General features: G+C 53.9%; 27 protein-coding genes. 16 read left to right on the top strand and 11 right to left on the bottom strand.

Annotated elements, in window-relative coordinates; all coding sequences use genetic code 11:
• Positions 1-505: 505 nt before the first annotated feature.
• Both alaC and gspS read left to right on the top strand, forming a co-directional pair.
• The gene (alaC, locus tag BIY29_RS17390) at positions 506-1,747 is read left to right on the top strand and encodes an alanine transaminase (protein WP_121576319.1); all 1,242 of its coding nucleotides are present in this window, start codon (positions 506-508) and stop codon (positions 1,745-1,747) included.
• Positions 1,748-1,812: 65 nt separating this feature from the next.
• Positions 1,813-2,220 (top strand): type II secretion system pilot lipoprotein GspS, encoded by a 408-nt coding sequence (gspS, locus tag BIY29_RS17385; protein WP_121576318.1) that lies wholly within the window; start codon positions 1,813-1,815, stop codon positions 2,218-2,220.
• A gap of 14 nt (positions 2,221-2,234) precedes the next feature.
• Here the strand turns inward: gspS and BIY29_RS17380 are convergent, their stop codons facing one another.
• The 9 genes from BIY29_RS17380 to BIY29_RS20890 all read right to left on the bottom strand — a co-directional run bounded on the left by BIY29_RS17380 (position 2,235) and on the right by BIY29_RS20890 (position 12,217).
• Positions 2,235-3,263 (bottom strand): LacI family DNA-binding transcriptional regulator, encoded by a 1,029-nt coding sequence (locus tag BIY29_RS17380; RefSeq protein ID WP_121576317.1) that lies wholly within the window; start codon positions 3,261-3,263, stop codon positions 2,235-2,237.
• A 269-nt stretch (positions 3,264-3,532) separates the two neighbouring features.
• Positions 3,533-5,059, bottom strand: coding sequence for a tripartite tricarboxylate transporter permease (locus BIY29_RS17375; RefSeq protein WP_121576316.1), 1,527 nt, complete (start codon positions 5,057-5,059; stop codon positions 3,533-3,535).
• Between the two features lie 13 nt (positions 5,060-5,072).
• On the bottom strand, positions 5,073-5,534 hold the full coding sequence (locus BIY29_RS17370) for a tripartite tricarboxylate transporter TctB family protein (RefSeq protein WP_121576315.1): 462 nt from the start codon (positions 5,532-5,534) through the stop codon (positions 5,073-5,075).
• A 48-nt stretch (positions 5,535-5,582) separates the two neighbouring features.
• Positions 5,583-6,560 carry a tripartite tricarboxylate transporter substrate binding protein gene (locus BIY29_RS17365; RefSeq protein WP_121576314.1) on the bottom strand — a complete coding sequence of 326 codons (978 nt, stop codon included), beginning with the start codon at positions 6,558-6,560 and terminating at the stop codon, positions 5,583-5,585.
• A 45-nt stretch (positions 6,561-6,605) separates the two neighbouring features.
• Positions 6,606-7,649 (bottom strand): sialidase family protein, encoded by a 1,044-nt coding sequence (locus tag BIY29_RS17360; protein ID WP_121576313.1) that lies wholly within the window; start codon positions 7,647-7,649, stop codon positions 6,606-6,608.
• Positions 7,650-7,661: 12 nt separating this feature from the next.
• Entirely contained in the window at positions 7,662-8,606 is a 945-nt protein-coding gene (locus BIY29_RS17355; protein WP_121576312.1) for a dihydrodipicolinate synthase family protein, read from the bottom strand.
• Entirely contained in the window at positions 8,606-10,264 is a 1,659-nt protein-coding gene (locus BIY29_RS17350; protein ID WP_121576311.1) for a signal transduction protein, read from the bottom strand. Before BIY29_RS17350 ends, BIY29_RS17355 begins: the two co-directional genes overlap by 1 nt.
• Before the next feature lie 87 nt (positions 10,265-10,351).
• Positions 10,352-11,941 carry an FGGY-family carbohydrate kinase gene (locus BIY29_RS17345; protein WP_121576310.1) on the bottom strand — a complete coding sequence of 530 codons (1,590 nt, stop codon included), beginning with the start codon at positions 11,939-11,941 and terminating at the stop codon, positions 10,352-10,354.
• A 144-nt stretch (positions 11,942-12,085) separates the two neighbouring features.
• A complete protein-coding gene (locus tag BIY29_RS20890) occupies positions 12,086-12,217 on the bottom strand; it encodes a hypothetical protein (RefSeq protein WP_276310298.1) in 132 nt (43 codons plus the stop codon).
• 59 nt (positions 12,218-12,276) lie between these two features.
• Between BIY29_RS20890 and BIY29_RS20315 the strand changes: the two genes are divergently transcribed.
• From BIY29_RS20315 to BIY29_RS17285, 13 genes are all read left to right on the top strand, one after another.
• Positions 12,277-12,426 carry a hypothetical protein gene (locus BIY29_RS20315; protein WP_170158967.1) on the top strand — a complete coding sequence of 50 codons (150 nt, stop codon included), beginning with the start codon at positions 12,277-12,279 and terminating at the stop codon, positions 12,424-12,426.
• Between the two features lie 98 nt (positions 12,427-12,524).
• Positions 12,525-13,073: a type II secretion system protein GspC gene (gene gspC, locus BIY29_RS17340; RefSeq protein ID WP_121576309.1), complete on the top strand. Its 549-nt coding sequence runs from the start codon at positions 12,525-12,527 to the stop codon at positions 13,071-13,073.
• 149 nt (positions 13,074-13,222) lie between these two features.
• Positions 13,223-15,142: a type II secretion system secretin GspD gene (gene gspD / locus BIY29_RS17335; protein WP_121576322.1), complete on the top strand. Its 1,920-nt coding sequence runs from the start codon at positions 13,223-13,225 to the stop codon at positions 15,140-15,142.
• On the top strand, positions 15,139-16,635 hold the full coding sequence (gene gspE, locus BIY29_RS17330; protein ID WP_121576308.1) for a type II secretion system ATPase GspE: 1,497 nt from the start codon (positions 15,139-15,141) through the stop codon (positions 16,633-16,635). The genes gspD and gspE overlap by 4 nt, the downstream gene beginning before the upstream one ends.
• 1 nt (position 16,636) lies before the next feature.
• On the top strand, positions 16,637-17,863 hold the full coding sequence (gene gspF, locus BIY29_RS17325) for a type II secretion system inner membrane protein GspF (protein WP_121576307.1): 1,227 nt from the start codon (positions 16,637-16,639) through the stop codon (positions 17,861-17,863).
• A 33-nt stretch (positions 17,864-17,896) separates the two neighbouring features.
• Entirely contained in the window at positions 17,897-18,322 is a 426-nt protein-coding gene (gene gspG / locus BIY29_RS17320; protein ID WP_121576306.1) for a type II secretion system major pseudopilin GspG, read from the top strand.
• A gap of 47 nt (positions 18,323-18,369) precedes the next feature.
• Positions 18,370-18,930 carry a type II secretion system minor pseudopilin GspH gene (gene gspH, locus BIY29_RS17315; protein ID WP_121576305.1) on the top strand — a complete coding sequence of 187 codons (561 nt, stop codon included), beginning with the start codon at positions 18,370-18,372 and terminating at the stop codon, positions 18,928-18,930.
• Complete coding sequence (gspI, locus tag BIY29_RS17310; RefSeq protein WP_205680367.1) at positions 18,930-19,292, top strand: type II secretion system minor pseudopilin GspI; 363 nt, start codon at positions 18,930-18,932, stop codon at positions 19,290-19,292. Before gspH ends, gspI begins: the two co-directional genes overlap by 1 nt.
• Positions 19,289-19,909, top strand: a complete 621-nt coding sequence (gene gspJ / locus BIY29_RS17305; protein ID WP_121576303.1) for a type II secretion system minor pseudopilin GspJ — start codon at positions 19,289-19,291, stop codon at positions 19,907-19,909. Before gspI ends, gspJ begins: the two co-directional genes overlap by 4 nt.
• Complete coding sequence (gspK, locus tag BIY29_RS17300) at positions 19,906-20,892, top strand: type II secretion system minor pseudopilin GspK (protein WP_121576302.1); 987 nt, start codon at positions 19,906-19,908, stop codon at positions 20,890-20,892. Before gspJ ends, gspK begins: the two co-directional genes overlap by 4 nt.
• A 23-nt stretch (positions 20,893-20,915) precedes the next feature.
• Positions 20,916-22,217, top strand: a complete 1,302-nt coding sequence (gene gspL / locus BIY29_RS17295) for a type II secretion system protein GspL (RefSeq protein ID WP_121576321.1) — start codon at positions 20,916-20,918, stop codon at positions 22,215-22,217.
• A complete protein-coding gene (gspM, locus tag BIY29_RS17290; RefSeq protein ID WP_121576301.1) occupies positions 22,214-22,702 on the top strand; it encodes a type II secretion system protein GspM in 489 nt (162 codons plus the stop codon). Before gspL ends, gspM begins: the two co-directional genes overlap by 4 nt.
• Before the next feature lie 165 nt (positions 22,703-22,867).
• Positions 22,868-23,704 (top strand): prepilin peptidase, encoded by an 837-nt coding sequence (locus BIY29_RS17285; protein ID WP_121576300.1) that lies wholly within the window; start codon positions 22,868-22,870, stop codon positions 23,702-23,704.
• Here the strand turns inward: BIY29_RS17285 and BIY29_RS21140 are convergent.
• A complete protein-coding gene (locus BIY29_RS21140; protein ID WP_240630184.1) occupies positions 23,699-24,001 on the bottom strand; it encodes a hypothetical protein in 303 nt (100 codons plus the stop codon). The genes BIY29_RS17285 and BIY29_RS21140 overlap by 6 nt on opposite strands.
• A gap of 390 nt (positions 24,002-24,391) precedes the next feature.
• On the opposite strand from BIY29_RS21140, the gene dbpA reads away from it, so the two are divergent.
• The gene (gene dbpA / locus BIY29_RS17275; RefSeq protein WP_121576299.1) at positions 24,392-25,774 is read left to right on the top strand and encodes an ATP-dependent RNA helicase DbpA; all 1,383 of its coding nucleotides are present in this window, start codon (positions 24,392-24,394) and stop codon (positions 25,772-25,774) included.
• 87 nt (positions 25,775-25,861) lie between these two features.
• Here the strand turns inward: dbpA and BIY29_RS17270 are convergent, their stop codons facing one another.
• The gene (locus tag BIY29_RS17270; RefSeq protein WP_170158966.1) at positions 25,862-26,197 is read right to left on the bottom strand and encodes a hypothetical protein; all 336 of its coding nucleotides are present in this window, start codon (positions 26,195-26,197) and stop codon (positions 25,862-25,864) included.
• Positions 26,198-26,606: the final 409 nt, after the last annotated feature.

The raw sequence follows: 26,606 nt of genomic DNA, 5'->3' as shown, positions 1-26,606 counted from the left end.
GTTATAGGAACTGCAATTTAGTTGTTTTTATGAAATAAAAATCTAAGTAATAAGTTTTATTAAGAATTAAATTCCTTTTTTTGTATTTATTTTCAAATGTGATAGTTTTTTATAAAGACAAAATAAATAATTATTGTGAAAATATATTTAATTGTTTGATTTTAATGAGTTATTTTATTTTTTTTCGACAAGAGATGTAATGCGCTAATTTGGTGAGTTGGCTTATTATTGGGCCCCAAAATAAAGCAATGCGACTTTTTGTTTTTAATTTGTTAATTAAAATTTTTTTCGATTATCAATATCAGTGATTCTAATGTTTTTATGGTTTTCCAAAAGAATAATTAATGCTCCGTACAGACTTGCCGGAACATCCATGTCGGGAAAAATTTATGAGATGCCATATCGACAGACTATCTAATCTGAGATAGCTTAAATGACAGGCTTGTAAGTCGGGCCTAAGCGTCGCTCGGACGGTCCGGGCGCTCACGTTACTTTTGAGGATGTTATGGCTGATTCTACTTCTCCGCGCCGTTTTACGCGCATCGATCGTCTCCCCCCTTACGTATTCAATATTACCGCTGAGTTGAAAATGGCTGCCCGCCGCCGCGGCGAGGATATTATCGATTTCAGCATGGGTAATCCGGATGGCCCGACGCCTGCGCATATCGTAGAAAAATTGTGCACGGTGGCTCAACGTGAGGATACGCACGGTTATTCAACCTCCAGAGGGATCCCGCGCCTGCGGAGGGCTATTTCGCGCTGGTATGCCGATCGCTATCAGGTGGACATCGATCCCGAAAGTGAAGCGATCGTGACCATCGGTTCCAAAGAAGGGCTGGCGCATCTGATGCTGGCAACGCTGGATCACGGCGATACCGTGCTGGTGCCGAACCCAAGCTATCCGATTCATATTTATGGCGCAGTGATTGCCGGGGCTCAGGTGCGCTCTGTGCCGCTGGTGGACGGGGTGGATTTCTTCAATGAACTGGAACGGGCGATCCGCGAAAGTATCCCTAAACCAAAAATGATGATCCTGGGTTTTCCATCCAATCCGACCGCGCAGTGTGTCGAGCTGGATTTCTTTGAACGGGTTGTCGCGCTGGCAAAACAGTATGGCGTGCTGGTGGTTCACGATCTGGCCTATGCCGATATTGTCTATGACGGTTGGAAAGCGCCGTCGATTATGCAGGTGCCCGGCGCCAAAGATATTGCCGTCGAGTTTTTCACTCTGTCGAAAAGCTATAATATGGCGGGCTGGCGTATCGGTTTTATGGTGGGAAATTCAGAACTGGTCAACGCATTGTCGCGTATCAAAAGTTATCACGATTACGGCACGTTTACACCGCTTCAGGTGGCGGCGATCGCCGCGCTGGAAGGGGATCAGCAATGTGTGCTGGATATTGCGGAGCAATATCGCCAACGGCGCAATGTGCTGGTGCGTGGTTTACATGAAGCTGGCTGGATGGTGGACGAGCCAAAAGCCGCAATGTATGTCTGGGCAAAAATCCCGCCAGCCTATGCCCATTTAGGTTCGCTGGAGTTTGCCAAGCGTCTGCTGTCTGATGCGAAAGTGTGTGTGTCGCCGGGGATCGGGTTCGGCGATTATGGCGATACGCATGTACGTTTCGCCCTGATAGAAAATCAGGATCGTATCCGGCAGGCCGTTCGCGGCATTAAAGCGATGTTCCGCGCCGACGGTATATTGCCGCCATCAAAGTCTGCCGTAGGTAAGGCTTCCGAAGCCTGAGCCATTTCCCCGGTCTGCTGGCCGGGGTAGCTTTGTGCGTAATATCAATCAGGATAAGTCGTGTTATGTCATTATATCTGTTTAAATTTTCTGCTTTTGCTCTGCTTTGCACCATCCTGTCCGGGTGTCAGCACACTGGAAACGTTGCCCGGCAGGGAACCGGGATGGGGAAAGATACCGCGGTGTCGGCTAACGATCAGTTGAATCAGTTATCATCACTGGTAGCGGCGACTAAATACCTGAAATATCAATGCAACCGTAGCGATTTACCTGATGATGCCAGCATTAATAATGCTGTGCTGGCCGTTGCCAGGCAAAAAGGGTGGGATGCATCAAACCATCAAATGTTGTCGCAACGCAGTGAAAGCCTGTACCAGGGGCTATTGAAAGACAGTACCTCAAAAGAAACCCAGTGCTCGACGTTTAACCTTACGCTGATGCCTTTCATTGATACGATGCGCAGCCACCGTTAAGCGTCATACCGTGATCACGCCTCAGTACTGATGGTTGATGCTCGGTGGCGGTGAACCATTTTCATGGGAATAACGGCCTTGCTTGAACAGGGAGTTCCTTGCAGGACATTCTGCATAGCAGAAAACGCGCATTCGACCCAGGCATCCTCATTTTGGCGCATCGACCAGATATTATTTGATAGAAAACCCAGCATGGCGTGTTCATCAAAGGTGCCGATATTTATTTCTGCCGGAATATGCCCATAGCGCTCACGCAATATGCTCAATATCCCTTCAAGCACCGGCAGAGATGAGGCGATAAATGCGTCTGGAGCATCGTTGTGGCGGGTGAGAAATTCACGCATCATCCGTTCGCCATCTTCACGGCGGTTGTGACTGGCTTCTAAGATCCAGCTCTGGCTTTGCCTGAACAGCCCTTGCTGTTTCATCATCTGCTGATAACCGCGCAAACGTTCTTTAATGGCTGGCTGCCGGGTGTCGCCAGCCATAAAAAATAGCGAAGTGGAACAACGGTTCGCCAGCATTGCCTCGGTCAATTGAACGGCGCCCTGAAAGTTATCACTCATAACCATAGGAACACCACAGGCGCCGAAGTCACGATCGAGTAGCACCAGCGGTCGGTTTGCCAGTTTCAGATGGTGGTTTTGTGTTTGCCGGGTTGAAGGGACAACAAATAAACCGTCGATATTACGTTGTAACAAGGATTCGACCAGTTTGTTCTCATAGAGAGCGTCACTATAAGTACAGCTGATCATTAATTGATAACCCGCCTCACGGCAGCGCATTTCCAGCTTTTCCGCCAGGGTGGAAAAAAACAGGTTGGAAAGGCGGGGTACAATCAGCCCCAGCGTATCGGTTTTATTGAGTTTGAGACTACGGGCGGTATGATTAACAAGGTAACCATGCTCCGCCACATAATGGTTAATCCGTGTCTGTGTTTTTTCACTAATACGGTACTGTTCCGCTTTGCCGTTCAGTACTAAACGCACTGTTGTAATGGATAGATTCAGTGCATTGGCAATTTGTTCTACCGTTTTCGACATAGATGTACGCCAGATTAATATTGTGAGCCACTTTACCACGTATCATACAAGTTACAGCGGCGTGAGAGTATATTATTTGAGCAATTACCCCATCATTAACGGCCTGATATACACTTACTGTTAACGTGTGAGTTTGCTGACAAAGTCGCCTGTAAGCCTGAGATGCACGGGCCTACCGTACCGAGGGGCGCTCCGGCGGCTTACGCCGCTACGACCCCTCAGCACGCTCTCCCTAATAATGAGCTTTGTCAACAGTCTGACACGTACTGTTAACGTGTTTTTTCACACACATCGCCTCTTTTCTGCCGCCATTTCTTTATTGCCGGAGAGATAATCGGCAAAAACAGCGTCAATAACGCAATGATAATGAAGGCGGCGCAGACTGGCCGGGTGAAGAATATTGATGGATCTCCCTGCGACATCATCAGCGAGCGCCGCAAATTGGTTTCCGCCAACGGCCCGAGAATAATGCCGATGACGATCGGAGACATCGAGAAATCCAGTTTAATCAGGATATAAGCCACAATACCGGCCCCCATCATGACAAACACATCGACCATGCTGTGATTGACTGTATACGCGCCGACGGTGCACAACAGCAAAATGGTGGGAACCAGGATGGTGCGCGGAATGTCCATCACCTTGACGAATAGCTTCATGCCCATAAAACCCAGCAGCCCCATAAACAGGTTAGCCAGCATCAGGCCGATGAAAATCGTGTTCACTTCGACAGGGTGTTCCGTAAACAGTTGTGGCCCCAGCGCCAGGCCCTGCACCAGAAAAGCCCCCATGATGATAGCCGTCGCGCCATCACCGGGGATCCCTAGCGTCATCAGTGGCACCATGCACCCGCCGGATACGGCGTTGGCGCCCGCTTCCGGCGCGGACACGCCTTCAGGGGAACCATGACCAAACTCTTCGGGGTTTTTTGACCAGCGCTTGGCTTCGTTATAGGCAATCCACGATGAAATATCGCCGCCAACGCCGGGGATTGTCCCTATAGCCGTACCAATGGCGGATGAACGCACCCAGGTTGGCAGGCAGCGGCGGAAATCTTCCCAACTGGGCAGGATGCGCGAGATCTTGGCGACGCTGCGCTGAACACTGTTGGAGAACCGCTCACGATAATCTTCTTCAAAGCTGAGTAATCCCTGGGAAAACGCAAACAGCCCAACCAAAATTGGAATAAACGAAATGCCGCCCATCAGATACACCGAGTCAAAGGTAAAACGCATTCCGCTGGTCATGGGGTCAAGCCCGATGGTCGCAATGGCCAGGCCAATACCGCCACCGATCAGTCCCTTGATCATCGATTGTGACGACACACTGGTGATGATACTGATACCGAAAATCGCCAGCGCAAAATACTCCGGCGCGGAAAACCCGGTGGCGACAGTTGCAAGCATGGGGGCGACCAGGATCAACGCAACAGTGCTGAAAACGCCGCCAAAAAGTGAGCCCATAGTTGATAACCCGAGCGCTCTGCCGGCTTCGCCGCGTTTTGCCATTGGGTAACCATCCAGCACGGTAGCCGCAGAGGCTGGCGTGCCCGGCGTGCTGATGAGTATCGCAGTAATTGAACCGCCGTAGATTGCGCCACAATAAACGCCCAGCAATAATAAAATGCCGCTGACGCCCTGGAAGGAGTAAGTGAGGGGAAGCAGCAGCGCGATACCCATATTGACCGTCAGGCCGGGAATAATGCCGATAAGAATACCGGCCAGCGCGCCTAAAAAAATCACAATTATTGTGTCAAAACTGAACACAATAGAGAATGCCATAAGAACGTCGTTCATTATTATCCCCTTTTCAGGATTCGCTGAAAACTGATGTCGGTAAAGGCGAATTGAACAAATAAGTGAAAGAGAGATAAACCGCAGCCACAATTAACAAGGTTGATAGCGCGATATACCCTATCCGACGTTCATTCATAAACAGCATGGTGACCGGAATAAAGATCATTGCGGACAGAAGAAATCCGGCCCAGTAAAGTACAATGCCGTATACGACGGCGATCGCGCTCAGAACATAGGTCAACCGGACGAATTTGGAAGATAAGTCCACGGGTTTATCGGTTGCCAGACGGTCTTTGATGACCACAACCCCTTGCAGAATGCCTAATCCAATAAATAACCATGCCAGGCCGTAGGGCCAGAATCTTTCCCCCGGTACGCCATATTCGTCAAACATCGACATATCTTTCGACAGGAATAAAATCAATCCGCCCATACCGGCGGACAGTAAACCGATGAGGATATTAAATTTGCGCATAGATATTCTCCCTCCTGCTGACCAGCGTCAGCAGGAGCGTGTGCCCTATTATTTTTTCAATGTGTCGGCAATGAGTTGTTTATACATCTCATCATCTTCCTGCATCATCTTATAAGCATTCTGACCGACGATGCTGACCGGCATAATCCCTTGTTTTTTGACCGCATCCTGATAAGCCGGATCGTTAATCACGTCAGTAAATGCCTTGACTAACTGGTCAGTCACCTCAGGGGGCACTTTTGCGGTGGTCGCCAACACGGCCCAGGCGCGCATTTTCACGTTGAAGTCCAGATTGAGAGCTTCTTTAACGGTGGGAACATCCGGGAATAATTCAAAGCGTTTTTCATCCATCACGGCCAGCACGCTTAGAATACCGGCGTCAACCTGCGATTTTACCGAGCCGGGAGTCGTGAAGACGGCGTCAATATGCCCGCCGACCAGGGCTGCGATAGAAGGGCCGGTGCCTTCGTTGTAAGGGATGTGGTTAAATTTGGCGCCCGTGTTTTTCTCAACATTCACCGCGGCCAGATGGTAAATGGCGCCCATGCCGGAATTGCCGACCTTGAATTTTCCTGGCTGCTGTTTTGCCGCGTCAATAAACGCTTCCAGCGTGTTGTAGCCTGAATCGGCCTTGACTACGATAGCAACCGGATCGGCAATGGTCGTGACCAGCGGCGTAAAGTCTTTATAGGTGACCGGCGATTTATTTTGATAGGGGAACATGGCTAATTCCACCGTGGTCATGACCAGTTTATAACCATCTGGTTTGGCTCTGGCGACCTCTATTAATCCGGTAATGCCATTTCCGGCAGGTTTATTGACCGGAACAAAAATAACCCCTTTCGGTAACCGATCTTTGGCATATTCAATTAATGTCCGCACAGAGGTATCCGTACCGCCGCCGGGATTCTTAGGTATAACGACTTCAATATTCTTTTTGGCATAGGAGATGGTTTGCTCCGCCAGAGCCTGGCTGGCGCAGAGGGGAAATGTTGATGCTAATAATAAAAGTAAATATTTTTTCATCGTCTTATCCTTATATATATGTGTAGGGTTGGATCAAGTACGTTATTACGGCAAAAAAGACATTCGCTGATAAATAATGTTTTTACGGTTCCAGGTATAGGTGATATGAATATTTTCCCGTTCAGCAATAATCGCAGGATAGGAAAACTCGCCGGTTTCACTTTCCAGATCGCTGTGCTTTTCCCAGGTGAGGCCATTATCCGTTGAATAGGCTACTGACAAGGGGTAGCGCCGGTTCCAGTTGCCCGGTATCGGATTGTAGACCAGCACCAGCGTTCCTTCGCCTAAATGCACAACATCAATGCCGCTGTTATTATTCGGTAATTCAATAGGATAAGCTGCTGTCCAGTGTTGACCGAAATCCATTGAGTCACTACGGTAGATACGGCCACGCGTACTGCGCATTAAAAGATGAATCTGTCCGGGGGAGGATTCCCACGCGGTAGGCTGAATCACGCCATCCCACTGGAACACGCGGGACAAATCGTTTTCCCATAGCGCATCCTGCCGTAAACCTTGCCATAGCTGGTCTTGAGGGAAGTCTGCGGGCGTCTGGTGTATCAGGGGAATGGCGACGGACTGCCACTGCTTCCCGTCGTCGGTGATATCAACGAAAGCGTCCCAGTAACGATCGTCTTCAACGGAGGACGGCGCCAGCCATTGGCTATTAGACATCACCAGCAATTTGTTTTTCACCGGGCCGCGAGGCCGCCAATCGCCATCAACCAGTGGCTGTGGCGATGACCAACTGACGCCGTCATCGTCCGAAATCACCACCCGCGTCGTCCACTGGTGTACATCAGGCCCTACCTTATAGAACAACCAGATACGGCCATTCTGCCGATGTAGCACCGGGTTCCAGTGCGCCAGATTGTCCTGCGCGACGACACGCCGAGGCGCTGACCACACGCCCTGTTGACGTCGTGCCAGCCAGATGGCCGTATCACCGCTTCCTTCCTTCTGCCCGGCAAACCAGGCGGCCAGTAGTTGGCTGTCCGGCAACGCAATCAGTGTGGATGCATGGCAGTTACCGAAATAGCCATGCTCGGACGGCATCAGATTTTCCCGAAGTTCACTTGTTAGTCTCATCCGTTTAACCCACTATGACCGCGTTAAATTTTGCTGGAGCGATTCCCCAAGACGCATCATGCTGTTGATGGTTTCAGGGAAAAACCCAGTGCTGTAGGCGGCGCTATTGCGTACCCGACAAACATGCGTGGTGAAATTACCGTGCTGTTGCTGAAAAAATTTAGCGCAGGCCGGATAATCCAAATGTTCAACTAACGCTGCGGTCGACAGGTAATCGGACAATGCCTGTGCTTTTTGTGGCTGACTGCGCCAGTTTTCGTATAGCCACACATACAGTTGCGGATGGAAGTTTGCCATGACGCCGCTGTAGGCCTGACACCCGGCCTGGAATGACGCTAATAGCGTCTGGCTATTAGCGTTGGCCAAATGCAGGCGGCTGCCTTGTGCGAGTTGCAGCCGTCGTTGAATGACAGGCAAATCGCAGCAGGTGTCTTTTATAAAGGTGTAGCGCTGGCTTGCGGCACACCAGGCAACCATTTCATCAGACAACAGGCGTTTATACGGATAGGGGCATTCGTAAATGCCCAAATCAACCTGTGTCGGCAACTGTGCGGTAAGTTGCTGTAGTGATAGCAGCGCCTGTTGATCCGATTCTCCGGTCAGAGCAAGACGGTTGCTGATCAGAATCAAGCCATCCACGCCGGTTTCAGCAATGGCGTTGAGCTGTTCGACCTGTTGGCTCATGTCACATGCGGTATGCCCTGACGCGACTATCGGCACTCTTCCGCCCACCTGCCGGACGATAAAGCGAACCAGCTCCTGGGTTTCTTTATCGCTGAGGAAAAACATTTCACTGGACTGACAGGCGGCGAATAGCCCATGCACGCCAGCCGCCAGATACCATTCCACCAGACGTTCGAGTGAGTCATAGTCGATTTCGCGTTGCGCGTTAAAAGGCGTCAGCATCACCGGCCAGACACCCACGTATTTATGTTGTTCTTTATGCGGACTGGACATTATTTCGTTCCTATAAGCGAGGTATAAGCATCACCCGCCAGATGAACCTGGATGTTTTGCGTTAGCGCCTGAGCGACGAAGGCTTTGAGCACGTCGGGCAACGCGGCCTCTTTGACGTATGCGACGGTCAGGTGATTACTCTGATGCCCGGCCATCAAATCGTCACGGGTTACGCCATCCAGCACGGCGTTCAGTAGCGGCCATTCATAATTTGTTGCGCGGCGGCGGCGTTCAAATTCCGCTTCCGGCAGTTCGACGCCGGTTCCGGTGCCGATATGCATAATCACTTGCGTACCTTCGTAATGCGCCCGCGCCCAGATAAAGCGTCCTGCTTTGCCCTGACCGGCAATGGTTGCGCCGCCATAAGGAAAAAACATCGCCGGTTGACGATATCCGGTCGCGCCGGCTATGCCGTTTTTCAGGTGGGCAAAAGGCACTGCGCCGGAAATTTCCAAATCCCAATAGAAGGTTCCCTGATATTCACTGCCCCAGCGAATATCATGCAGCGTGGTTTCCGCAGACATATCCAGCGCCTGTAATAACCGCCACAGCATTACCTGCGGGATGGCGCTGCCCATATCGACTTCGTTAATGCAAGGAATGGCGCGATCGGGCCAGATAATTTCTCCATTTTCATCGGGAATGGGGAAACGCTCCGCATTTCCAATAGCGCCTTCGGCGAAATCAGAGGCGGCGCAGCAATCTTTCAGCCCTTGCTGGTATTGCACGCCGACCGCGCTTAAACCAAAACGCTTCACAAAACGCGCCATAGCGATCATCATGGCGCATTGTTCCAGCACCTGTTCCCGGGTTAAATGCTGACGACCATCATCACCAAACTGGAATTGCATTCCTCGCTGTTGATACCATTGCAGGCACTCTTCCTGTAAGAAAAGGGGAACTTTCGCCATCTCAATCAGCAGGGCCGATTGCGAAAGCGATTCAACCGGGATACCGATATTGATCATTGCCTGTTGTGGGAAGACGCCGTTAATCATCCCCATACAAAACGTATCGAACAGTCCGATAATCGCTTTGTGCCGCAAAATATACTGGCCGACCTGCCTGCCGATTTCCCCTGCCTGGCTGGACATCACTTCATGTGTCGGCGGGATATTGCGCAGGTAGTGGGTTTTATGGTTTACGGCGCCATCGCGCAGCCAGGTATTCAATCCCTGTAAAAAAGGCTCGTCTTCAAAGTTCTCAGACCACAAACGGGAAAATGGACGACCCAGGCTGGTCAGACTGCCTGCCATGCACAACATGCCGACCAAACCTGGCCAGGTGCCATCGAAATTAGCCAGCAACAGGATTGGCCCCCGATGATGCACCAGTGATGGCGCAATATGGTGGGAATACTGCCAGGCGGTAAGCAGAACAATAATCGGCGCTTGCGGGTCAATCGCCGCAAATAAATCACTGCCTTCTTTCTGACTGCTGATAAAACCGTGCCCGCGTTGTTTATCAATGGCATGGGCCCGCTTCATCCGGTATCCGAGTTGTTCCAGCGCGGTCTGTAAGCGGGTTTCAAATTGCTGTTGCGTGGGCCAGCAGGTGACATTTGCCGATTCGCGTAAATCTGCGTTAGTGACCAGCAGAACTTCGTTCTGGTCGGTGGTGATCGTTGCCGGAGACGGCGGAAGCGTGAGTTTCAGCATGTTTTTCTCCTGGTTTAAAATAAATGCTCATCATTTATATGGCAGGTCGGCTGCCGTTATTTCGTTCTTATAATCCCGCCAGAGATATCAAAACGGCGATCGCATCTGTTGTTCTGCAAACAGGTTGTCGTGATACATCTGGAGATAGACGCGGTATTTCGCATCATGGAAATTCTGCTGTGTTTTGTCTGCTTTCACGATCTTTCCTGGATGCGTCAGCGCGGCGGCGGCCTCCGGCAACGAGTCATATTCGCCGCAGGCGACGGCGCCGAGTAACGCGGCGCCTAAAGTTACGGCATCGTCTTCGCTTACCTGATGAATGTCACAGCCGGTAATGTTGGCGTACTCACGTAGCCATAAAGGATTTTTGGTTGCCCCTCCGCATAGCACCAGTCGGTGAATGTCATGGCCTGCTTCATTGAGGCTATCGATAATGTGGCGGGTGCCATAGGCAATCGCCTGCAATGTGGCGAGATAAAGCCGGGCGAGCGAATCGGGGCCTTGTTCCAGTGTCAGGCCGAAAACCGCACCGCGGGCGTGGGGGTTAGCCCGCGGCGAACGGTTGCCATGATGATCGGCCAACACATGTAAATGCCGCGTGGGGTGCGATTCCCGTTGCTCAAGCGAATCAACCCATTGATTGAGCAACGTATAAGGACTGCACTGTTGTTTATCTGATTCCTGTTGCAAGGTCAGCCAGCAGCTATGCTGACGCAACGTCCAGTCAACCAGCGCGCCCGCCGCGCTTTGCCCGCCTTCGTTCAGCCACCATTGCGGCAACATGGCACTCCAGTAGGGGCCCCATACGCCCGGCACCATGACGGGGTCACGGCTCACCAGCATATGACAGTTGGACGTTCCGCTAATCACCGCCAGGCTACCCTGTGGTTGCTGGCCGATCAGCGCTAACCCGCCGGCGTGAGCGTCAATGATGCCGCTGGCAATCACGACTTGTGATGTTAGCCCGCACTGGTCGGCAACGTGTTGCTGAAGATAACCGGCTTTTTCACCAAGATTGATAATGCGGGCAGGAATTTTGGCAGGCAGGTCAGCCAAATCAATAGCGTTGAGCAGCGGTGCGCTGAAGCGGTTCTGGTGCGCCAGATAGTTCCATTTGCAGGTCAGCGTACACACGCTGGCCACATCCGCTCCTGTTGCTTTCCACACCAGATAATCCGCCAGATCGAATAAGCGCCATGCCTGTTGATAGCGTTCCGGGAAGCGCCGCTTAAGCCACATGATTTTCGGCAGTTCCATCTCGATACTGACCTCGCCGCCGACATAGCGCAGCGCGTCATCGCCCGTCACATTGATCGCGGCGGTTTCGGCATCTGCCCGATGATCCATCCACATGATGATGTCGTGTTCAGTTTCGCCTTGTTCAGAAACTGAGATGGGGCGGCCATTTAGTCCCACCACCACCAGTGAGCAGGTCGCGTCAAACCCGATTGACCGAATTTGCTCTGACGCAACGCCGGATAGCGTCACGGCTTCTTTAATCGTGTCACAGACAGCTTGCCAGATTTCGACGGACGATTGTTCCACCACATTCACTCGCGGATGGAACTGGTTTATCGGGCGTACCGCAAAGGCAAGACGTTGGCCGTTTCGGTCAAAAATACCTGACCTGACGCTGGCTGAACCCACATCCACACCAATAAAATACGCATTTTTCATCGCTCTGCCTCTTTTGCTAACTCGAGTTAGCAATCTATTTTAAGCACGTGGAAGAGACAATGGGTTTACGTTGGATTTGTGAACCGGATCGATGTTCAAAAAACAATCAATTTAAATAACAATGAATTAACATTATTCGCTCTGTCACGGCATGATGGCGCTGAAATCGGACAAAGTGCCTGCCCCGATGATGAGAGGAATGCGCATGGTAGTGAGTTTGGTCATAGCGGGAATATAATGGCGTTCAATAACTTTGCTGAAGATTACATAATGCATCTGACTACTGTCGGGGTGAGTATGAAAAGTCGCAACACTGTGCCGGAGAGCGGCCTGACATGGTCTTCCGCAATAATGCAATGCGTGGTATTGTCAATCAACCGTTTGCGTTCGTCACCAAATATAAAGCGGATACCCAGCCTGCGGCTAAACCTGTTCAATCCCGTGATGTGAAAATTTCTGACGTCACAATGGGGGGCAGCGAGTAAAACAGTATTTCGATCAACAGGATGATTGCTGCTGAAATGGGTATTCTTCTGGACGTGATGCCTCCCTGCGACGACGGGGATATTATGGATAATAAACGATGCCACAATCGCAATCATGGTCGCGTAAATCCCTTTCGTTAAACACACTGGCTATAAAACTCCAGTCTTTACCCTTACCCCTTATCCGGCGTGTGCTTCTGGGCGGCATTCTGCTGCTGAATGGTCAGCAACTGGCGGCAATTACCTGGCGTGTGTTGCAGCCTGAATCGTCTCGTTTGGTTAACATTTCCGTTACGCCTGCCCAGGCCACAGAAAAACCTGCCGCACCCGGTGACTTTACGTTGTTCGGTCGCCCGCCTGACGCCAAAACTTCGGCAGCGCCCACCGGCGTTTTGACCGGGGATATCCCGCGTTCCACCTTGAACATCACTCTTACCGGTATTTTGGCGAGTCATGATGCCGGGCGATCCATTGCCATTATCGCCAAAGATAATCAGCAATACAGCCGCGGCATAGGTGACGCGGTGCCAGGGTATGAGGCCAGGATTGTGACTATTTTTGCCGATCGTGTCGTATTGCAATACCAGGGGCGCTATGAAGCGCTGCATTTATATCAGGAGGGGCGCGCCAGCGCTTTTAGCCCGTAGCAGGGAAAGAGACGACTGAAAAAATTAATTTGATCGTGGAACGTGACGGTCAGCGGCAGGATATTTATCCGGAAATGGATGGGGAGAGTTTCGTGTTTAGCAAAGGACGACGGAAAGGCTGGCGACGGCTGGGATGCAGCATATTACTGATGGCATCTTCATTGGGATGGAGTGCTGAATTCTCTGCCAGTTTTAAAGGGACGGATATTCAGGAGTTTATTAATACCGTTAGCAAGAATCTGAATAAAACCGTGATTATCGATCCATCAGTAAAGGGCAATATTACCGTGCGCAGCTATGACATGATGAACGAGGAACAATATTACCAGTTCTTTCTCAGCGTGCTGGATGTCTATGGTTTTACCGTGGTGCCGATGGACAACAACGTATTAAAAATCATCCGCTCGAAGGAGGCGAAAAATACCTCCATGCCGCTGGCCAGCGACGATCAACCAGGTATTGGGGATGAGGTGGTTACGCGGGTTGTGCCGGTCAATAACGTGGCCGCCCGCGATCTGGCGCCGCTGCTGCGCCAACTGAATGATAACGCCGGAGCCGGGAGCGTCGTGCACTATGAACCCTCTAATGTGCTGTTGATGACCGGGCGTGCCGCAGTGATAAAGCGGTTGATGGCCATCGTAGAGCGTGTCGATCAGGCCGGTGATCGCAATGTAACAATTGTGCCCCTTTCTTTTGCCTCTGCGCGGGAAGTGGTGAAGATCGTGACGGAGTTGAATAAAACGGATGAAAAATCCGCCTTGCCGGGCATGATGACGGCAAATGTGGTTGCGGATGAACGCACCAACTCGGTATTAGTCCGTGGTGAGCCGAATTCGCGGCAGCAAGCGATCGATATGATCAGACAGCTCGACCGACAGCAGGCGGTACAGGGAAACACCAAAGTTATTTACCTCAAGTATGCCAAAGCCGCCGATCTGGTGGAGGTGCTTACCGGCGTTGGCGACAGCATCAAGACCGAACAGCAGAATGCGTTACCGGCGCTACGTAAAGAGATGTCCATCAAGGCACATGCGCAAACCAACGCGCTGATTGTCAATGCTGCGCCGGATGTGATGCGTGATCTGGAACAGGTGATCGCCCGGTTGGATATCCGCCGTCCGCAGGTGCTGGTAGAGGCGGTGATTGCTGAAGTGCAGGATGCCGATGGCCTGAATCTGGGCATTCAGTGGAGCAACAAACACGCCGGAATGACACAGTTCACCAACACCGGGTTGCCGATTTCCACTATGGTGGCGGGCGTCGACCAGTATAAGCAGGATGGTGCCGTCAACAGCTCGATGACCAGCGCTTTGAACAGCTTTAACGGCATTGCCGCCGGGTTTTATCAGGGTAACTGGTCGTTGCTGCTGACGGCGCTGTCCAGCAACAGTAAAAACGATATTCTGGCAACGCCCAGTATCGTCACGCTGGACAATATGGAAGCGACGTTCAACGTCGGCCAGGAAGTGCCGGTTCTGTCTGGCTCGCAGACCACCTCGGGCGATAACGTGTTCAATACCGTTGAGCGTAAGACTGTGGGTATCAAACTGAAGGTCAAACCACAGATTAACGAAGGCGACTCGGTACTGCTGGAAATCGAGCAGGAAGTCTCCAGCGTAGCGGATGCGGCTTCCAGCAGCAGTTCGGATTTGGGGGCGACCTTTAACACCCGGACGGTGAATAACGCCGTGCTGGTCAGCAGCGGTGAAACCGTCGTCGTCGGCGGCTTGCTGGACAAGAGCACCCGCGAGTCGGCAAGCAAAGTGCCGCTGTTGGGCGATATCCCGCTACTGGGACATCTGTTCCGCTCGAACAGTCGGCAGGTGTCAAAACGCAATCTGATGCTGTTTATCCGCCCGTCGATTATTCGCGATCGCGGCCAGTACCAGAATGCCTCTTCGGATAAATTTCGGGCGTTCAGCCAGGAGCAGGAACAGCAGCGTGATGTCGGCCACGGCGAAGGGATGTTGACCAACGAGCTGCTGCGTTTGCCTTCGAGCGACAATGCTTATACTTTCCGGCAGGTGAATGCGGCGATCCAGGCGTTTTACGCTGCGGGGGATAAATGAGCGACGCTTCAGCCGATATGACGGATGTGCGCCCGATATTGCCTTTCGCCTATGCGCGATCGCAGAAAGTGCTGTTGTTGCCGGGCAGTGAATGCGACAGCCGGGAAGCGGTCTGCGTAGCGGAAACGCCTGCCCACGCGTTGCTGGAGGCCCGACGGGTGGCTGGCTTTCCACTCAGGGTCGTCCGGGTCAGCGCTGAAGAATTTGAGCGACGGCTGGTGGTGTGCTATCAGCGCGACTCCGAGGAAGCCCGGCGGCTGATGGAAGATATCGGTAATGAAATGGATTTCTACACGCTGGTGGAAGAGTTGCCGGACAGCGATGATCTGCTGGATACCGATGACGACGCGCCGATCATTCGCCTGATTAACGCCATGCTGACGGAAGCCATCAAAGACAAGGCGTCCGACATTCATATCGAAACCTATGAGCGCTACTTGCAGATCCGTTTTCGCGTCGACGGGGTGCTGCGGGAGATCCTGCGTCCGCAGCGCAAGCTGGCGTCGCTGTTGGTATCGCGCATCAAGGTGATGGCGCGGCTGGATATCGCGGAGAAGCGCATCCCGCAGGATGGGCGCATGGCATTAAGGATCGGCGGGCGCGCCATCGACGTGCGTGTTTCCACGCTGCCCTCCAGTTACGGTGAACGCGTCGTGCTCCGTCTGTTGGATAAAAACAGCGTGCAGCTCGATCTGGAAGCGCTGGGCATGTCGCCAGCTCACCGTCAGCAACTGGATACGCTGATTCACCGTCCGCACGGCATTATTCTGGTGACCGGGCCGACCGGATCGGGAAAAAGCACCACTCTTTATGCGGCGCTCCGCCGTCTTAACGCCTCGGAGCGCAATATCATGACGGTGGAAGATCCCATCGAATATGAACTGGAAGGCATCGGGCAAACGCAGGTCAACGCCAAAGTGGACATGACGTTTGCCCGTGGGTTGCGCGCCATTCTGCGCCAGGACCCGGATGTGGTGCTGGTGGGTGAAATCCGTGACGGCGAAACCGCACAGATTGCGGTTCAGGCGTCGCTGACCGGCCATCTGGTTCTCTCTACGCTGCATACCAACAGTGCGCTGGGCGCGCTTTCCCGCTTGCAGGATATGGGTGTGGAACCTTTTCTGCTGTCCACGTCGCTGTTGGCGGTGCTGGCGCAGCGTCTGGTACGCACGCTTTGCCCTGAGTGCAGCCGACCGCAGCAGGTCGATGCCGCACAGGCGCAGCAAATGGGCGTAGCGGTTACCACCTTGCTGCCTCATCCCGTCGGCTGTGCGCATTGCAGCTTCACTGGCTACCGGGGCCGTATCGGTATTCACGAGTTGCTGCTAATCGATGACCGGGTAAGAGCCGCCATTCATCGTGGCGAAGGCGAGGCGGCGATTGCGCAGATGCTGGGCGCCGACAGGATGACCATCCGGCAGGACGGGCTGGACAAAGTGCTGGCCGGGCTGACCACTTGGGAAGAAGTGATCCGCGTAACCAAAGAGGAATGACATGGCGCTGTATCACTATCAGGCACTGGATGCTCAGGGCAAGAAATGTCGGGGCAGTCAGGAAGCAGATTCGGCCAGGCAGGCTCGCCAACTGCTGCGCGAACGCGGTCTGGTGCCGCTGGCGGTCAGCGAACGCCGGGGCGAAGCGGCAAACGCTGCGGGACAGGGTATCTCCCTACGGCGCAGGCACCGTATCAGCACCGCTGATCTGGCGTTACTGACCCGGCAACTGGCGACGCTGGTGGCGGCGTCGCTGCCGCTGGAAGAGGCGCTGGATGCGGTGGCGAAACAAAGTGAAAAGCCGCACCTGAACCATCTGATGTCGGCGGTACGCGGCAAAGTGATGGAAGGCCATTCGCTGGCAGACGCCATGAAGTGTTTCCCCGGCAGTTTTGAACGGTTGTACTGCGCGATGGTGGCCGCAGGCGAAACATCCGGTCATCTGGATACTGTACTGAATCGGCTGGCGGATTACACCGAGCAGCGCCAGCAACTGCGCAGCCGTATCCAGCAGGCGATGATTTATCCCTGCGTCCTGACGGTGGTCGCCGTGGCGGTGGTCAGTATTTTGCTGTCAGCCGTGGTGCCGAAGGTCGTCGAGCAATTTATTCATATGAAACAGGCGCTGCCGTTCTCCACCCGTTTGCTGATGGGACTTAGCGACGCGGTGCGCAGCGGCGGGCCGTGGGTGCTGCTGGCGCTGGTCGCTGGCATTATCGCCCTGCGGGTACTGCTGCGTCAGGAAACATGGCGCATTGATTTTCATCGGCGGCTGCTTTACCTGCCGCTGGTGGGGCGCATAGCCCGTGGGCTGAACACTGCCCGCTATGCCCGCACGCTGAGTATCCTGAATGCCAGCGCGGTTCCGTTGTTGCAGGCGATGCGTATCAGCGGCGATGTGATGACCAACGACTATGCCCGTCTGCGTCTGGCGCAGGCGGCGGACGCGGTGCGCGAAGGCGTCAGCCTGCACAAAGCGCTGGAACAGACGGCGCTGTTTCCCGCCATGATGCGCCATATGATCGCCAGCGGTGAACGCAGCGGTGAACTGGGCGGCATGTTGGAGCGGGCCGCCGACAATCAGGAGCGTGAATTCAGCGGGCAGATGGCGCTGGCGCTCGGGCTGTTTGAGCCTCTGCTGGTGGTGAGCATGGCCGTGGTGGTGCTGTTTATCGTGCTGGCGATATTACAACCTATTCTGCAACTGAATACCTTAATGAGCGTATAGAAAACCCCAACAATTGAGCGAGGAAAAGTAAGGATGCAACAACGTCAGCGTGGTTTTACTCTGTTGGAAATTATGGTGGTTATCGTCATTCTTGGCGTACTGGCGAGCCTGGTGGTGCCTAACCTGATGGGCAACAAAGAGAAAGCGGATCGGCAAAAAGCCATTAGCGATATCGTGGCGCTGGAAAGCGCTCTGGACATGTACAAACTGGACAATAACCGCTACCCGACAACGGAACAAGGGATGAATGCGTTGGTGAAAAAGCCCGGCGTGCAGCCGGAACCGCGCCACTATCCCTCAGAGGGCTATATCCGCCGTTTGCCGCAGGACCCGTGGGGTGCTGACTATCAGTTACTCAATCCCGGTCAGCACGGCACGTTGGACATCTTCTCTTACGGGCCGGATGGTCTACCTGATACGGACGATGACATTGGTAACTGGAACATCGGCGGTATGTAACGTGATGATGTCGGCAAGCGATGAACCGCAATAAACGGCGCCGGGCAATGACGCAATCGAGCCGGTGGCGCCAGCAGGGATTTACCCTGCTTGAAATAATGCTGGTGGTGGCGCTGGCCGGAGTGGCCGCCAGTCTGGTGACGATGGTGTTTCCGACTGACCGTCAGGACGACAGCGCCTGGCAGATGGCGCGCTTTCAGGCCCAACTGGATTTTGCGGTGGAAACCAGCCAGATGAATGAATCTTTGCTGGGTGTGCGCATCCAGCCCGATCGCTGGCAATTTCTCCAACTGCAACGGCAATCTGAGCCGGTTAGCAGCAGCGATCGCTGGCAGGGGTATGGCTGGCGTCCGTGGCAGCCTCACCGGGTGAGGGCATCGGTCGAATTGCCGGACGCTATACGTCTTGAACTGCGGTTGGTCGGTGGAAAGAAAACCACGCAAACCCTGACCAGAGACAGCAATGAGCCGGATATTCTGATACTCCCCGGCGGGGAGGTCACACCGTTTCGGCTGGTGTTTACCAGCGGGAGTCCCGCCGCGTCGAACTGGGTGGAAATTGATGCTGGCGGCGTGGTGCGAACATCCGTTGCTCAGGGGGAAAAATAATGAGACAGCAGGGAATGACGTTGTTGGAGGTGCTGGTGGCGCTGACGGTGTTTGCGCTGGCCGGGCTGGCGGTACTGCAAACCACGGCGCAGCAGGCCAGCAGCTTAAGTCGGCTGGAGGAGAAGACGTTCGCAGGCTGGATCGCAGAAAACCAGCAGGTTCAACTGCGGCTGGAGCAACGCTGGCCGCAAACCAGTTGGGTTAACGGCACAGCGCTGTTTGCCGGTGAACGCTGGTATTGGCGTTGGCAGGGCGTGAAAACCGGTGATACGCAGATTCGGGTGCTGGATGTTGAAGTCCGGCGGCATAAGAATGAGCCTGCGCCAGCCGGAATGTTGCGTAGCTACGTGGTGAAACAATGAACCGGGCTAAACAGGGTGCGAATCGGGTGCGGCAGCAGGGGTTCACGCTGCTGGAAATGCTACTGGCATTAGCCATTTTTGCCGCCCTCAGCCTCAGCGCTTTTCAGGTGCTGAACGGCGTGGTGCGAAACGATGAGGTATCGCAGCGCAAAGCCCAGCGTCTGGCTGAGTTGCAACGGGCATTTTCGCAGATGGATAATGATTTCTCGCAGGCCATCGCCCGCAGTAGCCGGAGTAGCACATCGCTATTTTATGCAGCCCGTGATCGGGTGAAAAGCGATGACTGGGGGATCAGCTTTATGCGCAACGGTTGGCTTAATCCGTTTGGTATGTTGCCGCGCTCGGAGCTACAGCCTGTTGCCTACCGGTTGCGCAATAATATTCTGGAGCGCCTCTCCTTGCAGCATTCTGATCCTATCGACGGGGCGGAACCGGACGTTAAACCTTTGTTGACACAGGTAAATGGTTTTCGCCTGCGTTTCTACGCCAATAAAACCTGGCAAGACAGTTGGGACAACAGCACTCAACTGCCGCAGGGCATAGAAGTGGTGCTGACGTTACAGGATTACGGTGAAATGTCGCGCCTGTTTTTCTTCACCACCGGGACGGATTCATGAAGTCACGTCAGCGCGGCGTTGCGCTGCTGGTAGTGCTGCTGATTCTGGCGCTGATGGTGACCGTGGCGGCGGTGATTACCGAGCGCAGCGGTAAAGCTCTGTTGCGCACCGGCGTCCAACTTAGCCGCCAGCAGGCAAAGTGGTACGCGCTGGGGGCGGAAGCCGTGGTGGGCAACATGTTGCTGGCGGATGCGCTGGCGGCGCCAGACCATACCCATCCGGCGCAAAACTGGGCTAGGCAGAATCGCCCGTTTCCGCTGGAAGACGGCGAGATTCATGTCGAGATACAGGATGGACTGGCCTGTTTCAATCTGAATACGATAAACCGCGATATTAGCAATGGCAGTACCGATGTTAAAGCGCCTTATCCGGCTCGTGTTTTCCTCCAGTTGTTACAAAATCTGGGGGAAGAGTCGACGCGTGCCACGCAGATCACCGCCGCTGTACGTGACTGGATCGATAGCGACAGCGCCCCATCTGCGCACGGCGCAGAAGATGAAATCTATGCCTCGCTGCCCATACCTTATCGTCCGGCCAACAAGGCAATGAGCGAGGTCAGCGAATTGCGGGCGGTTTATGGCATGGACAGCGGTCTTTATCGCCGCCTGTTGCCCTATGTCTGCGCACTACCCGAAGAAATGATGACCATCAACGTCAATACCCTCAGCGAATCACAGGCCCCGCTGCTGGCGGCGCTTTTTCTCAACGAGATAACGATGCCGCAGGCGAAGGCATTATTACAGAAAAGACCGACTACCGGCTGGGATAGCCTGTCGCTGCTGCAACAAAGCGGCCTGTTTCCCGACAGCGGCAAGAATACGGCGCTACGGGTAATGGTGGTAAAAAGTGAATGGTTTTTTGCGCAGTTGCATGTGCGCGTAGGCGACAGTGATTTTTATCAACGTAGCCTGTTTCATCTCAGCGATCACGAGGCGCGGGTCGTGCAGCGGCAATATGGGGGTTTTAGGACGGTGAATCCATGAATATGGCGGATAAAGGCGACGGGATGCGTCGCCGTTGGAAAGCGCGGGTGTTAACCCATCGGCTGTTTAAAAAACAGGCTGGAAAATGGGGGGGTACTGCCTTGTGCGCCGAAGAGTCCGTTAGTTTGGAAACCCAGGCGCAACACGCTGATACGCTGATCATTCGTCTTCCTGTAGAAGAACAAGGGGATATTGAATGGCTGGCGTGGTCGCTTACCGGTGAATCGGCGCTGGCGCAGGGACGCGGCGATATCGCACAAGTGCGCAACGCGCTGGCGGCTTTCTCTTCTGTGGGCGCTGTTCGGGTGTTGGTGCCCGCCACCGAGGTCACGTTGCATAAGGTGTCGCTGCCCCGGCTGGCGAACCGGCAACTGGCGCAGGCGCTGCCTTTTATGCTCGAGGATCAACTCGCCGCTGAAGTAGAACAACTGCATTTTGCCGTGCTTGAGAAACAGGGTAATGAGGCAACGGTCGCCGTGGTGGAAAAAAGCAGAATGCAGCACTGGCAGATGCAGTGCCGCGGGCTGGAGATTGTCGCGGATACATTGCTGCCGGACGCATGGGTGTTACCGCGTCATCAGGATGGCTGGAGTGCGCTGAATCATCAGGGAGTGTGGTTGTTCCGGCAGGAGAACGGCCTGACGATGGCTGCGGAATCATCCTGGTGCGCTGACCTATTGAGCGCGGTCGCCCCCACGCCGGGTGGCTACTGCTACAGCATCCCTACGCCTGCCGGCGAGTGGCAACCGCAGCCGGAAACCGATTTGTTCAGGCTGGCGGCGAAAATGCCTTTGCTTCGCGCACCGGCAGATTTGCGGCAAGGGGAGTTTGCTCCGGCAACGCCGTGGCGCGTTACCCTGCTGGCCTGGCGCGGCGTCTCCGTTGCCGCGTTGTGCTATGTGCTGTTGCTGATGGGGCAGGCCGGGTGGTCGCACTACCAGTTGTATCAACAGGCGGCGTGGTGGCGTCAGCAAAGTGTGCGCGTCTATCAGCAGATTTTCCCGACTGAAACGCAGGTGGTTAACCCCCGGTCGCAAATGCAGCGGCATCTGTTACAGGCGTCGGCAGTGAAGGACGGGCCGGGGCTGATGCGTCAACTTAACCCGCTGCAACAACTGATAACGAAAAATGGCGACATCCAGATCCGGTCGCTGTCTTACGATAGGGCGGAGGCGGCGTTACGGCTATCGCTACAGGCCACCTCCTATCCGTCTCTGGAGCAATTTCAGCGCCAGGCTGCGGCCTATTATCAGGTGCAGGCGGGAGATATGAGACAGGAAAATCAATATGTTGAAGGATGGTTGACGCTAAGGAGCCAGCCATGAACGCGTTATGTCGCTGTTGGCGGTCGATTACTCTGCGCGAACGTAATCTGATAATGATCTCGGCAGCGCTGCTTTTGTTTTATCTGGCCTACTCCCTGTTCTGGCAACCCTGGATACAGCGAGAGAATCAGTGGCAGCGCACTGTACTGCGTGAGCGGCAGACGGTCGACTGGATGCTGAAACAGGCGCCGCTGGTGGCGCAGATGCCGCCATCTGCCGTCAGCGGGCGCGATCTTAGCCTGCCGCTGGTGGTGTCGCAAAGCGCCGGTCAGCGCGGTTTGGCGGTTATCCGGTTGCAGCCGCAGGGGAATCAGATCGCGGTGACGCTGGGGCGCAGCGATTTTAACATGCTGATTCACTGGCTGGCGGAGCTGGAACAGCAATACGGGGTGCGTGTGCTGGCGCTGGATGTCTCTGCTGTGGCGCAGGCCCCCGGTAGCGTGGATATTTCCAAATTGCTGCTGCAACGCGCTGACAACGCCTAGATGTGTGTTGCGGCGCGCAGGCTAATGCTATTTGTTCAGATTGTTGCTGGTGTTATTGCGCGGCGGTTCGCAATGGCGTAATTACGGTAAACGCGAGTCTTGGCGCTGCTTGCCGAGTGTGTCAGCATCGGTTGATGCGGATTTTAGCGAAGGTTAGGGCTAGACGTGGAACAGTTAATGATCTTTGCACAGGGGTTTCCTGCGTGGTGGCTCGGCGCGTTGACGCTGTGCGGGCTGATGGCAGGCAGTTTCCTTAACGTGGTTATTTATCGCTTGCCGGTGATGCTGGCGTGTCGTTGGCAGCGGGAGGCCCGGATGCATTTGGCGCAGCCGGTGTCTGACGGCTCCTGTTTCAACCTGTGGTGGCCATCTTCGCACTGCCCCCACTGCCAGCAGCCGATTGCGGTGAAAGACAACATCCCGTTGTTCAGCTGGCTATGGCTGCGCGGACGGGCGCGCTGTTGTCAGCAGCCGGTTGGTGCACAATATCCGCTGATAGAACTGCTGACCGCATTGATATTCTTTACCGCCGGTCTGTGGTGGCCCGTGGGGGAAGCGCTGCTGGGCGCGCTGATTTTATTGTCTTTCCTGCTGGTGCTGGCGGCCATTGATATTAAAACTCAACTGCTGCCGGACAGCCTGACGCTGCCGCTGCTGTGGCTGGGGCTGCTGTTTAATCTGTCCGATACGTTTGTCCCGCTGGATGAAGCGGTGGTGGGGGCGGTTGCGGGCTATCTCTCTCTCTGGCTGCTGTTCTGGGGGTTTAAGCTGGTGCGCGGCAAAGACGCACTGGGCTACGGCGACTTTAAGCTGCTGGCGGCGCTGGGCGGTTGGCTGGGATGGCGCGCTCTGCCCAATCTGGTGCTGATTGCCGCACTGAGCGGGCTGGCGTTTACTCTGGTATGGCGGGCGTTCAGCCGTGAAAGCCATGCACACCCGCTGGCCTTTGGCCCGTGGCTGGCGCTGGGCGGCGTGGTCAGTCTTATAGGAAATAGGCTATAGCAACAGTATAAAAAAGGCTGACGGTTTGACCCCATCAGCCTGCTTTATTGTTTCTTTGTTAGTCTTCTGCCCTTCGGATTGGTGTCTGTTGGGCAAATAACGGGTTATTCCACCATCAGCATAAAGGTACTCGCCCAGACAACCAGACAGAATGAGATACCCATAAAAAAATACTTCACCGATATATTCTCCAGCAGAAACCACGCCAGCAACGATCCCGATTGTGCGTTTTATTATGGAAAGGAAAATGTACATCGCTTGCCATTTCACGGCAGGGAGGCATTTTCCTACTGTCATCACCAGAGTTCACACTAGTTATGACGGGATCGGCGCTAAATCTACGCTGAGTGAGGGGCATAATTCAAGAGGCCATGAGCACTATATTTACAGAAATAGCATTAAAAAGCGTTCAGTGCCGTCAGGCATTATGAAGGAAAAGTGAGCGTAAGGTATGGCGGCGCGGAAATCGGCTGAAGGGATAGGCTCTTAGCGCCTTGTTTGTTCGGCGTCATTCCGCTGTTTAGTTTCCATCCAGAGCTTTTACGGGTAGCGGCGTTTTCACTATCGCCTGTCAGGTAAATCGGGCAAGGGCGGTCATCTCTGTTATTATTGAGGCAAATTACGCGCCGTTCTCTGGACTGGCGTAGCCCTTTCGTTATGTTGCCTTTGGTAATAAGAGTAATCACTGTGAGCACAACCTCTTTTTCTTCCCTTGCGCTGCCGGTCGGGCAGTTATCCAACCTTGATGAACTTGGCTATACCGCCATGACGCCGGTACAGGCCGCGACGCTGCCTGCTATCCTGAGCGGCGCCGATGTTCGCGCCAGGGCGAAAACCGGAAGCGGTAAAACGGCGGCCTTTGGTATTGGTTTGCTCCATCATATCGTGGTCGGGGAGTTTACTACCCAGGCGCTGGTACTGTGCCCGACGCGTGAACTGGCCGATCAGGTGAGTAAAGAATTGCGCCGTCTGGCGCGTTTTGCGCAGAATATCAAAATCCTTACCTTGTGCGGTGGTCAACCGATGGGGCATCAGCTCGATTCGTTGGTTCACGCCCCGCATATCGTGGTGGGTACGCCGGGACGTATTCAGGATCACCTGCGTAAGCATTCTTTATCTCTGGAAGCCCTGAAAGTGCTGGTGCTGGACGAAGCCGATCGGATGCTGGATATGGGGTTTACCGAGGTGATTGATGATGTGATTGGCTATACGCCGTCCGATCGTCAGACACTGTTATTTTCGGCCACTTATCCGACAGAAATCGAGCAAATCAGCGCCCGCGTGCAACGTCAGCCAGTAAATTTCGACGTCGCTGACGAGGGGGATGAACCCGCTATTACACAACATTTTTATGAAACCAGCAGAGAACAGCGCCTGCCACTGCTGATTGCCATCCTGAGTCACTACCAGCCTGCCTCCTGCGTGGTGTTCTGTAACACCAAACGTGACTGTCAGAGTGTATTCGATGCGTTGGACGTGCGTGGCATGAGCGTACTGGCGCTGCATGGCGATCTGGAGCAGCGCGATCGCGATCAGGTGCTGGTGCGCTTTGCCAATCGTAGTTGCCGGGTGCTGGTGGCCACCGATGTCGCCGCCCGTGGTCTGGACATCAAAGATCTGGCGCTGGTAGTGAATTTTGAACTGGCATTCGATCCTGAAGTGCATGTACACCGGATTGGCAGAACTGGCCGTGCGGGCATGGAAGGACTTGCCGTCAGTCTGTGCACGCCCCAAGAGATGAGCCGTGCGCATCTGATCGAAGATTATCTGGGGATGCCTGTCCGCTGGACGCCGACGACAGAAGTCAGTCGCAGCGAAGTGACCACGCTGGAACCGGAAATGATGACGCTGTGCATTGATGGTGGCCGTAAAGCCAAAATCCGTCCGGGTGATATTCTTGGCGCGTTAACGGGAGAGGCGGGATTAACAGCGGCGGACGTGGGGAAAATTGATATGTTCCCGATGCACGCCTATGTTGCCATTCGCAAAGCCAGCGCCAAACGGGCGCTGCAACAATTGCAGCAGGGAAAAATCAAAGGAAAAAGCTGTAAGGCGCGGCTATTGAAGTAGCTGTAGAAATACCGCTCAGGATGCCGACCCATCCTGAGCAGATGTCTGATGTTGCCCTGTCCCGAACAAGCAGGGCCGTCGCTGACCTTACTGCACCCATCCTGCTGTGGGTTGCAGGATGAACCCCTTTGCGGTGTCGCCGCTGATGCGTAAAAAGCGGGTTTCGCCCGCCTTAAGCGACGGCGTCTGGCTGCCTGATGTATCGCGCCAAATGCAGGCGTTATTATAATAGCCATCCTGCCCCAGACTTATTGAATGTTGCCCGGTTGGTAACCTGAACTCTGCCTTCTCTGCCGAGGCTATCGATCCGGCGAATTCATTATCAATCATCACGCCGATACGGCAGGTACCCGCCAGCCAGCCTTTGTCACGAATGACCACCAGCGTCGCGTAGGGCGTAGTGGGGGTATTCTGATACAGCATTAAGCGGCTGGGCGGAACAGGCTCAACATCATTCGGATTTGGCTGTGACGTACTGCAACTCACGGTCGCAAGCGATAACAAAAGGGGAAGTAGATAGCGCATTGACGGTAACCCAATGAAAAGATGAAAAATTGAGTATAGCAGCAATAGATGTTAAATCAGCATGTCTGTATGTCCGGTTAACGTTTCATTTGCCGATGTTACGCGACTACTCTAGCTGAGATTGCCTCTTGCACAGGTAGCAAGGCGTCAGTGCTTATTATTGCTGAATTGGATTGACGATGCGTGACACATTCTGGCGTGGTAAATAATTTTCCTGTTAAATCATCATAATATAGTTATTTGTTGATTTAAATGCGTTCAAAAAATAGTCAATATTTTGTCACGAAATATTCGGCTTATTCTCTCT

This window comes from Brenneria alni, from assembly GCF_003666245.1.
In the GTDB taxonomy this organism is placed as follows: domain Bacteria; phylum Pseudomonadota; class Gammaproteobacteria; order Enterobacterales; family Enterobacteriaceae; genus Brenneria; species Brenneria alni.
Note: the sequence above shows the minus strand (reverse complement) of the source record. Positions and strands in the feature narration are given on the sequence as shown.